The organism is Lysinibacillus sp. BSL11 (assembly GCF_052928325.1).
Genome location: NZ_JAVGCX010000011.1, coordinates 30,211 through 46,631, shown reverse-complemented (window position 1 = coordinate 46,631; position 16,421 = coordinate 30,211). Strand labels below are relative to the sequence as shown.

Annotated in this window: 15 protein-coding genes; 4 read left to right on the top strand and 11 right to left on the bottom strand. The window is 37.7% G+C overall.

The genetic code is table 11. From position 1 onward, the window contains the following. Nucleotides 1-43: 43 nt before the first annotated feature. From RCJ95_RS14225 to pdhA, 5 genes are all read right to left on the bottom strand, one after another. The gene (locus tag RCJ95_RS14225; RefSeq protein ID WP_221679664.1) at nt 44-826 is read right to left on the bottom strand and encodes an SDR family NAD(P)-dependent oxidoreductase; all 783 of its coding nucleotides are present in this window, start codon (nt 824-826) and stop codon (nt 44-46) included. Nucleotides 827-1,098: 272 nt separating this feature from the next. Beyond that, entirely contained in the window at nt 1,099-2,514 is a 1,416-nt protein-coding gene (lpdA, locus tag RCJ95_RS14220; RefSeq protein ID WP_446722427.1) for a dihydrolipoyl dehydrogenase, read from the bottom strand. Nucleotides 2,515-2,519: 5 nt separating this feature from the next. Next, on the bottom strand, nt 2,520-3,869 hold the full coding sequence (locus RCJ95_RS14215; protein ID WP_257521255.1) for a dihydrolipoamide acetyltransferase family protein: 1,350 nt from the start codon (nt 3,867-3,869) through the stop codon (nt 2,520-2,522). Nucleotides 3,870-3,916: 47 nt separating this feature from the next. Then, complete coding sequence (locus RCJ95_RS14210; RefSeq protein WP_004224734.1) at nt 3,917-4,894, bottom strand: alpha-ketoacid dehydrogenase subunit beta; 978 nt, start codon at nt 4,892-4,894, stop codon at nt 3,917-3,919. Between the two features lie 3 nt (nt 4,895-4,897). Further along, complete coding sequence (pdhA, locus tag RCJ95_RS14205; protein WP_004224731.1) at nt 4,898-6,013, bottom strand: pyruvate dehydrogenase (acetyl-transferring) E1 component subunit alpha; 1,116 nt, start codon at nt 6,011-6,013, stop codon at nt 4,898-4,900. Nucleotides 6,014-6,407: 394 nt separating this feature from the next. Between pdhA and def the strand changes: the two genes are divergently transcribed. Continuing rightward, nucleotides 6,408-6,965, top strand: a complete 558-nt coding sequence (gene def, locus RCJ95_RS14200; protein WP_221679657.1) for a peptide deformylase — start codon at nt 6,408-6,410, stop codon at nt 6,963-6,965. Nucleotides 6,966-7,006: 41 nt separating this feature from the next. On the opposite strand, the gene phnX is transcribed toward def, so the two are convergent. From phnX to RCJ95_RS14175, 5 genes are read right to left on the bottom strand one after another with little or no spacing between them, the layout of a single operon-like run. Beyond that, complete coding sequence (phnX, locus tag RCJ95_RS14195) at nt 7,007-7,819, bottom strand: phosphonoacetaldehyde hydrolase (RefSeq protein WP_257521254.1); 813 nt, start codon at nt 7,817-7,819, stop codon at nt 7,007-7,009. Further along, a complete protein-coding gene (gene phnW / locus RCJ95_RS14190) occupies nt 7,809-8,909 on the bottom strand; it encodes a 2-aminoethylphosphonate--pyruvate transaminase (RefSeq protein ID WP_221679654.1) in 1,101 nt (366 codons plus the stop codon). The genes phnX and phnW overlap by 11 nt, the downstream gene beginning before the upstream one ends. Before the next feature lie 13 nt (nt 8,910-8,922). Then, nucleotides 8,923-9,909 (bottom strand): extracellular solute-binding protein, encoded by a 987-nt coding sequence (locus RCJ95_RS14185; protein WP_312130607.1) that lies wholly within the window; start codon nt 9,907-9,909, stop codon nt 8,923-8,925. Then, nucleotides 9,906-11,537, bottom strand: a complete 1,632-nt coding sequence (locus tag RCJ95_RS14180) for an ABC transporter permease subunit (protein ID WP_312130608.1) — start codon at nt 11,535-11,537, stop codon at nt 9,906-9,908. Before RCJ95_RS14180 ends, RCJ95_RS14185 begins: the two co-directional genes overlap by 4 nt. After that, complete coding sequence (locus RCJ95_RS14175) at nt 11,530-12,282, bottom strand: ABC transporter ATP-binding protein (RefSeq protein ID WP_221679646.1); 753 nt, start codon at nt 12,280-12,282, stop codon at nt 11,530-11,532. The genes RCJ95_RS14180 and RCJ95_RS14175 overlap by 8 nt, the downstream gene beginning before the upstream one ends. 145 nt (nt 12,283-12,427) lie before the next feature. Between RCJ95_RS14175 and RCJ95_RS14170 the strand changes: the two genes are divergently transcribed. Then, nucleotides 12,428-13,189, top strand: coding sequence for a DeoR/GlpR family DNA-binding transcription regulator (locus tag RCJ95_RS14170; protein ID WP_257521252.1), 762 nt, complete (start codon nt 12,428-12,430; stop codon nt 13,187-13,189). A gap of 54 nt (nt 13,190-13,243) precedes the next feature. Here the strand turns inward: RCJ95_RS14170 and RCJ95_RS14165 are convergent, their stop codons facing one another. Beyond that, complete coding sequence (locus RCJ95_RS14165) at nt 13,244-14,014, bottom strand: Cof-type HAD-IIB family hydrolase (protein WP_312130610.1); 771 nt, start codon at nt 14,012-14,014, stop codon at nt 13,244-13,246. A 436-nt stretch (nt 14,015-14,450) separates the two neighbouring features. On the opposite strand from RCJ95_RS14165, the gene RCJ95_RS14160 reads away from it, so the two are divergent. Together RCJ95_RS14160 and rnjA are read left to right on the top strand one after the other, a co-directional pair. Further along, entirely contained in the window at nt 14,451-14,660 is a 210-nt protein-coding gene (locus tag RCJ95_RS14160; RefSeq protein ID WP_004224712.1) for a DNA-dependent RNA polymerase subunit epsilon, read from the top strand. Between the two features lie 5 nt (nt 14,661-14,665). Beyond that, complete coding sequence (gene rnjA, locus RCJ95_RS14155; protein ID WP_004224711.1) at nt 14,666-16,333, top strand: ribonuclease J1; 1,668 nt, start codon at nt 14,666-14,668, stop codon at nt 16,331-16,333. Nucleotides 16,334-16,421: the final 88 nt, after the last annotated feature.

Below are 16,421 nucleotides of genomic sequence, written 5' to 3'. Positions count from 1 at the left end.
AAAATCCACTATACTTCTATTAGTATAGTGGATTTATACTAGTCTATAATGCGTGACCAGAGCCACCATCAATATTAACAGCTGTTCCTGTAACATAGCTCGCCGCATCAGATACTAGGAAAGTGATAACGTTTGCTGCTTCTTGCGTATCACCTACACGACCAAGCGGAATTACTTGCCCCACTTTACGAGAATATTCTTCCCACGATAAATTAGGTTCTTCCTTTTTCCATTTCTTTTCGATTTGATCACTACGAATAAGTCCTATACAGACAGAATTTACTCGAATATTATCCTTCCCTAAATCCTTGCTCATCGCTTTTGTCAAGGCAAGCCCCGCAGCACGGCTTACAGTAGTTGGAAGTGAGCTTGCAGGTGGCGTTTTAGCCATCACGGCAGTCACATTAACGATTGCACCGCCCCCAGCCTTTCGCATATATGGAGCAGCATATTTAGAACAATGAATAGCTCCAAATACCTTTAAATCTAAATCTGCCTGCCACAGCTCACTACTCACCGATTCAAAGGGATTCGCTGAAGCTGTACCTGCATTATTAATAAGAATATCAACACGTCCATAATGTTCGACAGTACGCTCGATTAGATACTTACAATCTTTTTCTTTTGTAATATCAGTTGGAACAATTAAAACATCTACGCCTGTTTCATTTTTTATGCATCCAGCAGCCACTTGCAGTTGTTTTTCACCACGAGCGCAAAGTACAACCTCTGCACCCTCTTTAACAAGCTGCATGGCTGTATAATAGCCAATTCCTTTACTTGACCCTGTTATAATTGCTACTTTCCCCGTTAAATTAAGCTCCATTAATAAATCCTCCCTTACTTTCTACAATGCTATCATTATAGCATTTATCGACTATTCAGAATAATCAAAGGAGCTTGTAAATGATAGAAATACGATTTGAAAGCTATAATGACGGAATATTTTCTATGAGAAGCTACTTATCATTGTCATTAAAGCCTGTTAGGGGAAAAGATTATATAAAAATTTAATTGTTCATATAAAATAAAACATTGGCTAAAAAAAGAGTGTAGATAAGCGAATGATCCCGCTTTATCTACACTCTTTTATTCAAATTATTTTTTCGCTACAATGTGGATTGGGTTGCCAAGTAATACTTCAGCAGTTTCCATTGTAATTTCACCTAACGTTGGGTGAGCGTGAATTGTTAATGCGATATCCTCAGCAGTCATGCCGCCTTCAATCGCTAAGCCCATTTCAGCGATCATATCAGATGCACCAGCACCTACGATTTGAGCACCAATTAATAAGCCATCCTCTTTACGAGCAACAAGTTTCACGAAACCTTCTGGTTGGTTTAATGCAAGTGCACGACCATTTGCTGCGAATGGGAATTTCGCTGCAGTATATTCGATGCCTTCAGCTTTTGCTTGTTCTTCGTTGTAACCAACTGTCGCCATTTCTGGATCTGTGAAACATACAGCTGGAACAGCAAGATAATCAACTACTGATTTTTCACCCGCAATTGCTTCAGCAGCAACTTTACCTTCGTAAGATGCTTTATGTGCAAGTTGTGGACCTGCTACGATATCACCGATTGCATAGATGTTTGGAATATTTGTGCGACATTGTTTGTCAACATTGATTAGACCACGTTCACCGAATTCAACTCCGATTTCAGCAAGTCCCATTTCATCTGTATTTGGACGACGTCCTACAGTAACTAACACGTAATCAGCTTCAACTTTTTTCTCTTCTCCGCCAACTTCATAAGTTACTACTACGCCGTTTTCAGTTTCTTCTACGCCTTTTGCAGATGCGTTAACTTCAATTTCAACGCCTTTCTTTTTAAGGCCTTTTTTCACGATTTGCGTCATTTGTTTTTCGAAGCCAGCTAAAATATCTTTTCCGCCTTCGATAATTGTTACTTGAGAGCCAAGGTTTGCATAAGCGGATCCTAGCTCAGTACCAATATAACCGCCACCGATAACAACTAATTTACTAGGTACTTCTTGTAAAGAAAGTGCACCAGTAGAATTTAATACGCGATCAGTGAATTTGAATGTTGGAATTTCAACTGGACGAGAACCTGTTGCAATAATGACATTGTTAAATGTGTAAGTTTGAGCAGATTCACCATTGATGATACGCACTGAATGAGCGTCAACGAAATAAGCTTCACCTTGTACAATTTCAACTTTGTTACCTTTAAGTAAGCCTTCAACACCGCCAGTTAATTTCTTAACAACGCTGTCTTTAAATGCTTGTGCTTTTGAGAAGTCTAATTTCACATCAGAAGCGATGATTCCCATGTCATCTGAATGTTTAGCTTGCTCAAAACGGTGACCTACTGAAATTAATGCTTTTGATGGGATACAACCTACGTTTAAGCACACTCCACCAAGTACATTTTTTTCAACGATTGTTACTTTTTGGCCAGTTTGAGCTGCACGAATTGCTGCTACATATCCTCCAGGACCTGAACCAATGACAAGAGTATCTGTTTCGATTGGGAAATCTCCTACTACCATTTTTGTTACGCCTCCATTAATAATAATTCTGGCTCACTTAACAAACGCTTTAAGTGATTTAAAGCATTTTGCGCAGTGGCTCCATCGATCATACGATGATCAAAGCTCAATGATAATGCTAACACAGGTGCGGCTACAATTTCACCATTTTTTATTACAGGTTTTTCTGAAATTCGACCAATACCTAGAATTGCTACTTCAGGATGGTTAATAACTGGTGTAAACCATTGTCCTCCTGCAGAACCAATATTCGTAATGGACATGGAAGCACCTTTCATTTCATGTGGTGCTAGCTTTCCTTCACGGGCTTTTGTCGCTAATTCATTAATTTCATTAGACACTGCAAATACAGATTTACGATCTGCATGCTTAATAACTGGTACTAGTAAGCCTCTTTCAGTATCTGCTGCAATACCAATGTTATAGTAATGCTTTTGGATAATTTCTTGTGTTGCATCATCTAAAGAGCGATTAAATTCTGGGAACTCGCGTAAAGTTGAAATAAGTGCTTTCACTACATATGGTAAGTATGTTAATTTAACACCTTTTTCGGCAGCGATATCTTTGAATTTTTTACGATGTGCTACAAGAGCTGTTACATCGACTTCATCCATTAGTGTAACATGAGGAGCCGTTTGTTTCGAGTGTACCATTGCTTTAGCAATCGCTTTTCGAATACCTGACATTTTTTCACGAGTCTCTGGGAAATCCCCCTCAAGAACTACTGGTGCTGCTGGTGTAGACGTTTCTTGTTGAACTGTTTCTTCTGATGTTTCGATATTTGCAGTTTCAGCCTCTACAGTACCGCCACCTTTTAAGAAGTTTTCAATATCTTCTTTAAGGATTCGACCGTTTTTGCCTGTACCCTTCACTTCACGAATATTTACATCGTTATCACGTGCAAATTTACGTACAGAAGGCATCGCGATCACACGTTTTGTTTCATCAACTACTGTCTCCACTTTTTCTGGAGCTCTTTCAGGGGCATTTTCTGGTGCCTTTTCCCCTTTAGCAGGAGCTTTTTCTACGTTCTGACCAGATTCAGCAGTTGCTTGAACTTGTGCTTCTGTTTTTGCTTCGGCATGATCGTCACCTTTTAGCTTTAAGTCTTCATAGCCAGGTGCGTCTAATCGGATTAAAACATCGCCAACTACGGCAACTGTCCCTTCTCCTACTAAAACTTCCTCTACTGTTCCTTCAACTGGTGAAGGGATTTCTACTACTGCTTTATCATTTTGTACTTCACAAAGAATATCGTCTTCTTTTACTGTATCTCCAGCTTTAACGAACCATTTCACAATCTCGCCTTCGTGAATACCCTCGCCAATATCCGGTAATCTGAATTCAAATGCCATGTGTACCCATCCTTTCTATTTACTGTTGTTCAAGTTTAGAAGCTTTATTAGAATGTTAAAACTTTTTTCGCTGTTTCCATTACATCTTTGTAATTTGGTAACCAAACACCTTCAGCTTGTGGGAATGGGTACACAGTATCTGGTGCAGCCACACGAAGAACAGGAGCCTCTAAGCTTAAAATTGCTCGCTCTGTAATTTCTGCTACTACGTTCGCAGCGATACCTGCTTGTTTTTGAGCTTCTTGGACAACGATTGCACGACCTGTTTTTTCAACTGATGCGATAATTGTTTCCACATCGATTGGTTGAATTGTACGTAAGTCAATTACTTCTACAGAATGTCCTTCTTTTTCAAGTTCTTCTGCAGCCTTTAAGCTTTCATGAACCATTAAACCGTAAGCAACAATTGTTAAATCAGTACCTTCACGTTTTACATCTGCTTTTCCTAGTGGGATTTCGTATGCTTCCTCAGGTACTTCTTCACGGAATGAACGGTATAGTTTTAAATGCTCTAAGAAAATAACTGGGTTGTCATTACGAATAGAAGAAATAAGTAAACCTTTTGCATCATATGGTGTTGATGGTACAACAACTGTTAATCCTGGTTGTGCTGTCATTAAGCTTTCTAAGCTATCTGAGTGCATTTCAGGTGTATGCACACCACCACCAAATGGTGAACGGATTGTTACTGGAGCATTGTATACGCCACCACTACGGTAGCTCATACGTGCTAGCTGGCCACTGATTGAATCCATAACTTCATAAACGAAACCGAAGAATTGAATTTCAGGAACTGGACGGAATCCTTGAAGAGAAAGGCCAACTGCTAAGCCACCAATACCTGATTCTGCTAATGGTGTATCAAATACGCGGTCAACCCCAAATTCTTTTTGTAGGCCTTCTGTCGCGCGGAATACCCCACCGTTGACACCTACATCTTCCCCGAATACAAGAACGTTTTCATCATTCTTTAATTCTGTGCGAAGTGCATCTGTAATTGCTTGAATCATCGTCATTTGTGCCATAGGTTATTTCGACTCCTTCTCTTTATAGATTTCATACTGTTCTTTTAGATTAGAAGGCATTTCGCCTTTATACATATTTTCCATTAACTCTGTTACTTTTTGTTTTGGAGCAGCATCTGCTTTTTTGATTGCTTCTTTAATTTCTTCTTTTGCTCGCTCAATTACTGCTTCTTCTTTTTTCTCATCCCATATACCTTTTGCTTCTAGGTATTTACGGAAGCGAACTAGAGGATCTTTTTGAGCCCATTCATTATCTGTATCAGAAGTACGGTAACGAGTTGGGTCATCCCCAGCCATTGTATGAGGACCATAACGGTAACACATTGTTTCAATTAATGTTGGACCTTCACCATTAACCGCGCGCTCACGAGCATCACGAGTTGCTACATAAACTGCAAGCGCATCCATTCCATCTACTAAAATACTTGGTAAGCCTGCTGCTACACCTTTTTGTGCAATTGTTTTAGCAGCTGTTTGCAATTCACGAGGTGTTGAGATTGCATATTGGTTATTTTGTACAATGAAGATTGCTGGAGATTTAAATGCACCTGCAAAGTTAATGCCTTCATAGAAGTCTCCCTGAGAAGAACCACCGTCACCTGTATACGTTACTGCAACAGCTTTTTTCCCGCGTTTTTTAATACCAAGTGCTACCCCAGCAGCTTGAATATATTGTGCACCGATAATAATTTGTGGAGCTAAAACGTTTACACCTTCAGGAACCTGATTCCCCATGAAGTGCCCACGTGAGAATAAAAATGCTTTTTCAAGAGGTAAGCCATGCCATACAATTTGTGGCACATCACGGTAACCTGGTAAAATCCAATCTTCTTGTTCTAATGCAAAGTGAGAAGCAAGTTGTGAAGCTTCTTGACCCGCAGTTGGTGCATAGAAGCCTAAACGTCCTTGACGATTTAATGAGATTGATCGTTGATCTAAAATACGTGTGTAAACCATACGTGTCATTAACTCAACTAGTTCCTCATCTGATAATTTAGGATCTGCCTCTTTATTTATAATTTCGCCTTCTTCATTCAAAATTTGAAACATTTCAAACTTATCTTCGATTTCAGTTAGCGTTTGTTTAGCATCAAAAATATTATTGTTTTTCTTGCTCATTTGTCACATCTCCCTTTCAGCTGTATTAAAATAAATCACCTTTTTAACTAGTACAACTTATTCTTGACACTCAGTATACTGAATAAAATACTGTCGGTCAATCATCTATTACTGCTATATACAAAGATTTTTTCTAGAATAACAATCAAATACCGCTGTCCTATACTGTATTACTATTATTCAATTTCTGTATTACAACACCTTATTCACACCATACAACTCTTGCGTTTTCCAACAGGTTTTCCCCTAGTAGAATACCCCATTCTCGAAAATCTAATAGCATTATAAAAATTTTTTGAGTATATTCAAATAAGGACTTTTTTCATGGGATTGTACGAAAACGTGATGTATACTTATTAGTAAGCACTACAAAGTTGAAAGGAAGATTACTATTATGATTTTAATGGATGATATTATCCGCGAAGGTCATCCGACTTTACGCACAAAAGCAGAGGAAGTTAAATTCCCTTTAACTGATGAAACAAGAAAACTTGCTGAGGATATGCTTCAATATTTAATCAACAGCCAAGATCCTGAAATGGCAGAAAAATATAATTTGCGTAGTGGCATTGGTTTGGCTGCCAATCAGGTAAATAGCTTACAGCGTATGTTTGCCCTTCATTTAAAAGATGAGGCTGGTGAACAATTAAGCTTTGTAGCCATAAATCCAAAGATCGTTAGCCATTCTGTTGAAAACACATACCTATCATCAGGAGAAGGATGTCTTTCTGTTGACCGTAATATTCCTGGGTATGTACCTCGTCATGCACGAATCACAGTAAAATTTAAAACCATTGATGGTGAAGAGAAAAAAATGCGCCTTAAGGGCTTGCCAGCTATTGCCTTTCAACATGAATTAGATCATCTAAATGGCGTTATGTTTTATGACCGTATTAATGAAAAGAATCCATTTGCGGAAATACCAGATTCAATCCCATATGAGCGCGACTAAAAACAACCTCGGCAGTTTATTACTTCTGCCGAGGTTAATTTTTATTTATATTCTAATTGTCTATCCACATTTAACCGAGCATTGATCGTTTCAATTAATGCTGGCAACTCCGCCATTGTTTCAATTGTATAATGAGCACCAGATTCTTTAAAAACACATTTTGTTTTCGCTATGATTTGTTGCTGTTCTTCTAAAGATAGGGCATTGAATTCTTCTTCGGATAGTCCCATTTCTGAGCTTCCAATAATAACGCCAACAGCCCAAACACCTGCATTCAAGGCTTCCTTTATATCTGATGTTGTATCGCCAACCTTCACAACTTGCTTCGTCGCTTGCGAACCTAATGCCTCCATATTTTTAAAAATCATATATGGATATGGTCGCCCTTTATCACCTACCTGTGTAGGTGTTACAAGAAAATCAGGTTGATAGCCCTTGTCAGCTGCATGCTTTGTCACTACTTCCATCATTGCATCTGTATAGCCAGTTGTAGAGCCTATTCGAATACCTGCACCTCTTAATTGCTGTACTGTTGTTTTCACGTGCTGGATAGGATCTGTATAGGTCGCCAAAGACTCCATTAATTTTGTTTCAAAATGATTATATAATACATGTACATCCTTTTCAGTAAAGGATTGTCCATGTACACGATGCCATTCTGCTTTAATTCTTGGCATTTCTAGCATGGTGCGGATATGATCAATTTTCAGCATCCCCATTGGTTTACGAGCCTCTTCCAGTGTAACTATCACACCAGCATCTTCAAAAATTGTTAAAAAAGCATTAACAGGGGCAAAACAACCAAAGTCAACTGCTGTGCCTGCCCAGTCCAAAATAACCGTCTCAATTTTCATTGTTTTTCACCACCATATAATTTTCAATGATTTCACATAATGCAAGCATATCTTCCTCATGAATATCACCAATATTGCCAATACGGAATGTATCGACATCCGTCAGCTTACCTGGATAGATAACGAAACCTGCCTTTTTTATTTCTTGATAAAAATGCTCAAAAGAAAACTCTTTATACGGGAATAAAAATGTTGTGATAATTGGTGATTGAAGCTCCTCCGAAATATACGCTTTAAATCCCAGCACTGACAAGCGAGAGCGAAGTAGTTGATTATTATACGCATAGCGTTTGTAGCGGGCATGAATTCCGCCTTCTTCATTCAACTCTTCAAGCGCCTTCGCAAAAGCTGCAACTACATGAGTAGGCGATGTGAAACGCCATTTCCCATCTTGCTTCATTACTTCCCACTGACTATGCAAATCTAATGCTACACTTCGAGCTTGTCCCTTACATTTTTCCAATGCTCTTGTATTCGCGATAACAAAACCAAAGCCTGGGACACCCTGAATACATTTATTGGCACTACTAATACAAAAATCAATATGCAAGCTTGATAAATCCATTGGCACGCCTCCAAAGCTACTCATGGCATCCACAATAAACGTTTTGTTGAACGAATGAACAACTTCCCCGATTTCTTTAATAGGATTTAAAATACCAGTAGTCGTCTCACAATGTACGATAGCTACATGAGTAATACTTCTATCTCTTTCAAGGAAGGATTGTACTTCTAACAAGGATGGCTGTTCATCATAAGGAGCACTATAAACAACATGCTGTAACTTTAAGGCTTTGGCCATTTCAACAATTCTTTCACCATAAGCACCATTTGTTAGTATCAGCACCTTATCATTTTCACCAATTGCAGTTGTTAGTACAGACTCCACTACAAAGCTTCCACTTCCTTGCATTAGTACCGTAGTGTAATCAGCTTCATCAACTTTTGCTAATTTTAAGAGTTGCTTTCGAATCACTTGTGTCACATTTTTATAATCGTCATCCCATGTACAACGATCTTTTAACATTTCTCGTTTCACCGCTTCAGTTGTTGTCAATGGACCTGGCGTCAATAATTTATAGTTACTCATCTGCTATAACTCCTTATCTCTGTGCTTCTTTAAAGAAGGCTTGGTGTTTTTCTAATAAATCTACGGTTAAGGTTGTATCCCATTTTTTCAAATAGGCAGGAACGTGCTCGTCCTTTACTTGTTCTCCTTCATATAGGGCTACAGGGTATTGCTCTAGAAGACCATCACGAGCCTCTGTGGCAATTACCTTTGCAATTTCTTTCGCTAATGCTTCCTCACCTTCTTTATCTACAACAGCTACAGATTCTGTTAAAGTGAAGTTTCCTTCTGTCGGGTCAATATAATCAATCGGCAACCCTTCGTTTTTGGCATCAATAGCTTGGATACGTAAACCAAAGCCAGCAGCAACTTCTCCTGTTTTCACCTTTTTAATAGGGCCAGAGCCTGAACTCTCAATATGTGGTCCTGCATTTTTAATTAGCTCTGCTAAAATTTCTTTCCCTTCTTTTTCACCATATTCCTTTATAATAGCTTGTACGAGAAGCCACCCTGTTGAGGAGTCCATAATGTTTGGGAATGACACTAAATCCTTATAAGCAGGGTCTGTCAAATCTTTAATTGATTTCGGGATAGGTAGCTCCTTTTGTTGTAATACCTCTGTATTAATAAAGATAGAGCCTACATTGCCTAAAATCGGTAATGCATACGTAACACCCCCATCAAGAGGCTTTGAGTCTGAAGAAATATCCACAAACATGGATTTTGAGGTTTGTGCACTTTCTATAAAATAAGAAGCCATTGTCACAACATCTGCTTCAATATCTGTCCCTTCCGCCATCATTTTGCCACCTAACTCAGAAGTACCATACGACTGGATTAAATACTTACCTTTATAGCCCTTGTCATCCAATGTAGTTTCCATCACTTCAATAGCTTCATCATCAGCATTTGAATAAATGATGACTTGCTCTTTGGAATCTGCTGCTACCCCTCCACATGCAGCTAAAACGACTGCTGCTGCACTTACTGTCCCTAACATCATGCCTGTTGACTTCTTCATTTTGTAATCTCCTCCGTTTTTTCTTTATGTGCTGCTATATAATCACAACCTAATTTCACAATGAGGTTTGTACATAAAATGAATATCGATAAAACAAAAATATCGGTGTACTTTGCGAAATGCTGTAGCTCTTTTATCCTTGTCGATACAAGCATTGTCTTTGTGCTGACAAGAAAAATAACACCGCTGACCGTAACCATCGCATTTAAAAAATAGTAGCTAAACATTTGATAAATCGTTGGCCTAATATTCGGTAAAATAATTCGTATCACGGTTTTTAACCACGAATCCTTTAACAACTCAGCTGTCACTTCCCACGTAGGATCCATTTTTTGCAACGAATTTTTCGCCATTAAATAAGGTGTCGTAAAAAAATGGACTATATTACATGCGATAATGATAAGAAAAGTACCCTTTAAAGAACTTCCATTAAAGAAAAATAAGTAGGATAATCCAAGCACCATTCCTGGAACTGTATTTGTCATCATAGAAGTTACATCTAAGCTTTTTCTTCCCTTTAATGGTGTCCTTGTATTAAGAAGCGCTGACATAAATGTTATGCCCACACCGAATATGGCTGTTAGAACCGCTACGATGAGAGAATTGATGTAAACCTTCGTTAAATCTTTCTCTGCAAGTACATTTTGAACGTGCTCTAATGTAAAGCTGAAATCGTACGGATAGCCTTTGGTAAAAGGCACAATAAACATGGTTGAAAAAATAATACATACAGCTGTTACACAGAGAATTGAATAAATTGTAAATAGCGAATCTCGTAAACGATGCTTTACAAGTTCACTTTGCCCAACCTGTTTATATTGAAAATTGAAGCGCTCTAAAACCGTTAGCATGACAACACCTAATACAGCAGGTACTAGCATTAACACCGAAATGACTGCTCCACGTTCAAAATGTACAATGGAACCTAACATAGCTTGGTAGAGCTCAGTAGCTATCACCCTGTAATTTCCACCAACCGATGCAGGGATTCCAAAGTCTGTGAAGCTTAAAACAAATGTTAAAATAAATGCCCCGCCAATTGTTCCAAGCATAGGACGGTATACGGTATGATAAAAACGACGCATGGGCTGATCATGCATTAATATTGAAACAAGTAAAAACCGTTTATCGATATATTGCATGGAATTTTGCATTAATATAAAAGCAACTGGTAATGTGTATAAGACGTAACCGATCACCAAGCCGTTATACCCATAGATTGTAAAAAGAGGCTGCCCTACTAATTTTGTTAGAATTCCTTGATTACCAAATGTATATATCAATACAAAGCCATAGGTGATGGTTGGCAGTAGCATCGGCAACGTAATTCCAATTTGAACTAATTTTTTTGTATGGCGATGCATCGTAGTAAAATGAACAGCATAGGCCAACCAAAAGGCTAAAATGGTTGTAATCACTGATGCAACAAAAGAAACTTTAAAACTATTCGTAAAAGCTTCACGAATTTCGATATTCCGTAAAGCTTCTATATAATTTTGAGTGGTCACGACATTGCCTATTTTGAATGACTGCCAAAGCATATAAAGCAATGGCACAATTAAAAAGAATAGAAAAAATAGTAGAATCGGTAGAAAAATTAATTTCATTACTTTATTCGTTTTAAGCATAGGTTTCTCCAAACAATTGATAGATGTTATGTCGCTTAATATGAAGCTGCCTTAAGATAAAGTCCTCTACAAATTGATTTTTTGGCGCTGTTACAATTTCATGAGGTGTGCCAAATTGAGCAACTGTACCTTCATTAATAATGATGACTTTATCTGACAAGGTAAGGGCTTCTTCTGGATCATGTGTCACGATAATCGTCGTCAAATTAAATTCACTGGCGATGGATTTAATACGTTCCTTTATAGATTCCTTTATAACGCCATCTAGTGCACTTAGTGGTTCGTCTAATAATAGAATTTTTGGTTGCATCACGAGTGTTCTTGCTATGGAAACGCGTTGTTTTTGCCCACCAGACAATTCATGAATATTCTTATGCAAATGAGGAGCTAGCTCTAAAAAATCAATGTATTCTTGTATCTCCTCTTTGGACATTTTCACGTTTTTATTTTTTAATCCATAAATAATATTGTCGTATGCATTTAAATGAGGAAATAATGCAAAATCCTGAAACACTATATTAAATCCTCTTTCTTGCATTGATTGCTTGGAAATATCTTGTCCATTGTAGACAAGCTGACCAGCAGTTGGATCTACAAGTCCTAAAATGATATTAAGCAAAGTAGTTTTACCGCAGCCACTCGGCCCTAGCAACGAAATAATCTCCCCTGATTCAATGGTTACGTTGATATCTACTAAAACTTTTTTATTTTTATAGCTTTTTGAGATATTTTTTAGCTCTAACAAATTGGTCACCTCACTCAGTTCTTAGCTTCAGTATAGAGACCATTTGTAAAGGAAAATGCTTATTTGTGTAAATGTTGAGTAAATTCTGACCAACTGTTGACAAAGTTATGATTATTTTGAGTAAATATCTAGTAGAGGTGATGAAATGTACATGATAGAAAGGCAACAACTAATTTTGCAGTTTATACGTCAACATAAGGTAGTAAAATTAGTAACACTTACAAAAGAGTTTAACGTTTCGATGGAAACGATCCGTCGCGATGTACAACAGTTGATGCAAGACAAAAAAATTGAAAAATTTTATGGGGGCGTTAAATATATTGAGCCAGTAGAAGGACTAATTGATCAGCGACTTCACGAACAGTTAACAGAGAAAATTGCCATTGCCAAAGCATGTGCTTCGCTCGTTCAAGATGGGGAATGTATTTTCATTGATAGCGGAACAACTACCTATCAAATGACACCCTTTTTATTGGACAAGGAAAAACTAACAGTGGTGACAAATTCACTACCTGTAGCATTTGATCTAATCGGCTCTAACATTGAGGTTATACTGCTTGGGGGTAAAGTACGCCATTCTGAAAAATCAGTGACATCAAATGAATTTTTATTTCGCTTCGAGCATCTTAATATCAATAAAGCTTTTATTTGCGCTAGTGGGGTTTCAATTGAAAAAGGCATATCCGATTTTAGCTTGGATGAAGCGATTACTAGAAAGCAAATTATTTCCATCGCTCAAAAAGTCTACGTAGCTACAGATTCCTCAAAATTTAATAAAGATGTAGCGATTCAAGTTTGTCCAGTGAATGACGTAGATGTCATTATCACAGATGACGCACTATCCAAAAAGACGATTCAACATTTTTCAGAAAAAGGTGTTCAAATAAAAACCGTCAATATGGCATAGACCATTAATCAAAAAACAACTAGTTGGAAATTTCCAACTAGTTGTTTTTCATTTTTATATAATAGATAGCTTACGCATTATTTTTGAGAGACCATCCTCGTCTACATGGTCTGCAATATGATGAGCGACTGCCTTCACTCGCTCATGGCCATTCCCCATAGCAACACTTGTCCCAACTGCCTGTAGCATTTCGATATCATTTATGCCATCGCCAAAAGCAAAGGCATCTTGTAAAGTGATGCCCATTTTTTCAAGCACCTTTTCAATACCAGCAGCCTTCGAACCTCCCTTTGGCAAAATATCGCAAGAATAACGATGCCAACGTATAAATTGAACATTTGGGAAGGTTTCATTATATAAAGGCTCATCTTTTTCTTCCATAAAAATAAGTGTTTGATATACATTGTTCTGCATATAATAAGATGAGTCTAATTCTGGATACGGATATTTAAGAGTATCTAAGCTTTCAGCTACCATACGATGATCGCCAACTGAGGCAATCATCCGTTTATCATCTAAAAACACTACAGGTTCGTTACGCGCCTCACCAAAGGCAATAATTTTAGTAAGTTCATCTTTCGCAATCCCATTTGTATAGATAACCTCACCTTTATAGACGACATATTGACCATTGAAGGTAACATAGGTATCAATCTCTAATTCTTCTAGTAATGACTCAATCATAAATGGTGCTCGACCAGTAGCAATTGCCAATTCATAACCATTACGTCGTGCTGTCAAAAGTGCCTCTTTGGCAGATGAAGGTAACTTTTTTTCACTGTTATAGAGAGTACCATCAACATCAAAAAATAAAATTTTGTTCATTCTATTAATCCTTTCCATAAATATTATCCTTTCAAGCTAAATGACTTTACATAGACAATAATTTTAATTATAATGATCCTAAGGAGTGATGTGCCATGCTTAAGAAACTCAAACGGAAATTGTTGAAGCAACTTCGTGGCGTACTCGGAAAAAAATCAATTGCCTAACATTTGCCCTTCATTATTTGAAGGGCTTTTCTTTATTTTAGAGGAAGTGCGTGATAATATAAAGGAAATGCATTTATTTGGCTATACGCAACCACTGTCTCACTACTTCCTATACAATTTTATAACATAGTGCACATCTGAAGCATTGAGATACAAGTATTACAAACGTACATTTCTTCAATAAAAGAAATTCGTTGTTTTCTTGTAGCACGTGTGTGGTAGTAGTCAAAGGTGCAAGAAAATTGTACGCAATTAAAGGAGAGCAAACTATGATTTACAAAGTTTATTATCAAGAAAATGCAAATGAGATTCCAGTTCGCGAAAATACTAAAAGTCTATACCTAGAAGCTACTTCAGAACGTGAAGTACGTGAAAAGCTAAAAGACCGAAACTACAACATCGAGTTCATTCAACTGCTTGAGGGTAACTACTTAGAGTACGAACAAGCAAGCCCGAACTTCGTCTTGGAGGAAATTTAACAAACATGAAGTTTGTTAAAAATGACCAAGCAGCTGTTTTCGCGCTCGGCGGACTGGGCGAAATCGGCAAAAACACTTATGGCGTTCAATTTCAAGATGAAATTATCTTAATTGACGCCGGTATTAAATTTCCAGAAGACGACTTACTCGGCATTGACTATGTTATTCCTGATTACACGTACTTAGTACGTAATGTCGATAAAATCAAGGGACTGTTTATTACCCATGGACATGAGGATCATATCGGGGGTATTCCATACCTTTTACGTCAAGTAAATATCCCTGTCTATGGCGGTAAGCTCGCACTTGGCTTATTACGTAATAAATTAGAAGAACATGGCTTGCTACGTACAACAAAACTCATTGAAATTAAGGAAGAGGATGTTATTAAATTCAGAAAAACATCTGTTAGCTTCTTTAGAACAACACATAGTATTCCTGATGCTTATGGAATTGTTGTTAAAACACCACCTGGTAATATTGTTCACACAGGTGACTTTAAATTTGACTTTACACCAGTGGGTGAACCAGCCAACCTAACAAAGATGGCTGAAATTGGACGTGATGGCGTGCTTTGCTTACTATCTGATAGTACTAACGCTGAAAAGCCTAATTTCACAATGTCAGAGCGCACAGTTGGAAAAAGTATCGATGAGATTTTCCGTAAGGTGGATAGCCGTATTATTTTTGCTACCTTTGCATCAAATATTCACCGTTTACAGCAAGCCACAGACGCAGCCGTGAAATACGGAAGAAAGATTGCTGTCTTTGGTCGCTCAATGGACAATGCTATTACGATTGGTCGTGAGCTAGGTTACATTACGGCTCCAAAGGATACATTTATTGATGCTCAAAGCATCAATCGACTTCCTGCAAACGAAGTTATGATTTTATGTACAGGCTCTCAAGGTGAACCAATGGCTGCCTTATCACGTATTGCCAATGGGACACACCGTCAGATTCAAATTCAGCCTGGCGATACAGTTATCTTTTCTTCTTCACCAGTACCAGGCAATACCGTGAGTGTTAATAAAATCATTAATTTATTGTTCCGTGCAGGTGCAGAAGTCATTCATGGCGCATTAAACAATATTCATACATCCGGTCACGGATCTCAAGAAGAACAAAAACTGATGCTTCGCTTAATGAAGCCTAAGTTCTTTATGCCTATCCATGGTGAATTCCGTATGTTAAAAATGCATACACATCTAGCTGAAGATTGCGATGTTCCACTAGACAATACATTTGTTATGGAAAATGGTGATGTTCTAGCACTAAGTGCCAATGAAGCACATGTAGCTGGCCGTATTCCTTCAGGAGATGTTTACATTGATGGCAATGGTATTGGCGATATCGGTAATATCGTGTTACGCGATCGTCGTATTCTTTCTGAAGAAGGTCTTGTAATTGTAGTAGTAAGTGTTGATATGGAAAACCAAAAAATTGTTTCTGGTCCTGACATCATCTCACGTGGATTTGTCTATATGCGTGAATCAGGTACGATGATCAATGAGGCACAAAAAATGCTAAACCGTCATCTAAATGAAACAATTCAAAGCAAAACTCCTCAATGGACAGAATTGAAAAATGAAATTACAGACGTTTTGGGACCTTATCTATTCGAAAAAACAAAACGTCGTCCAATGATCTTACCGATTATTATGGAGGTTTAACCTCGTAAAAAGAAACTATGTAAAATTTACATAGTTTCTTTTTTATTTTTGAAACCTCCTTTTTATTTTTGCGTATATAGTAATAACA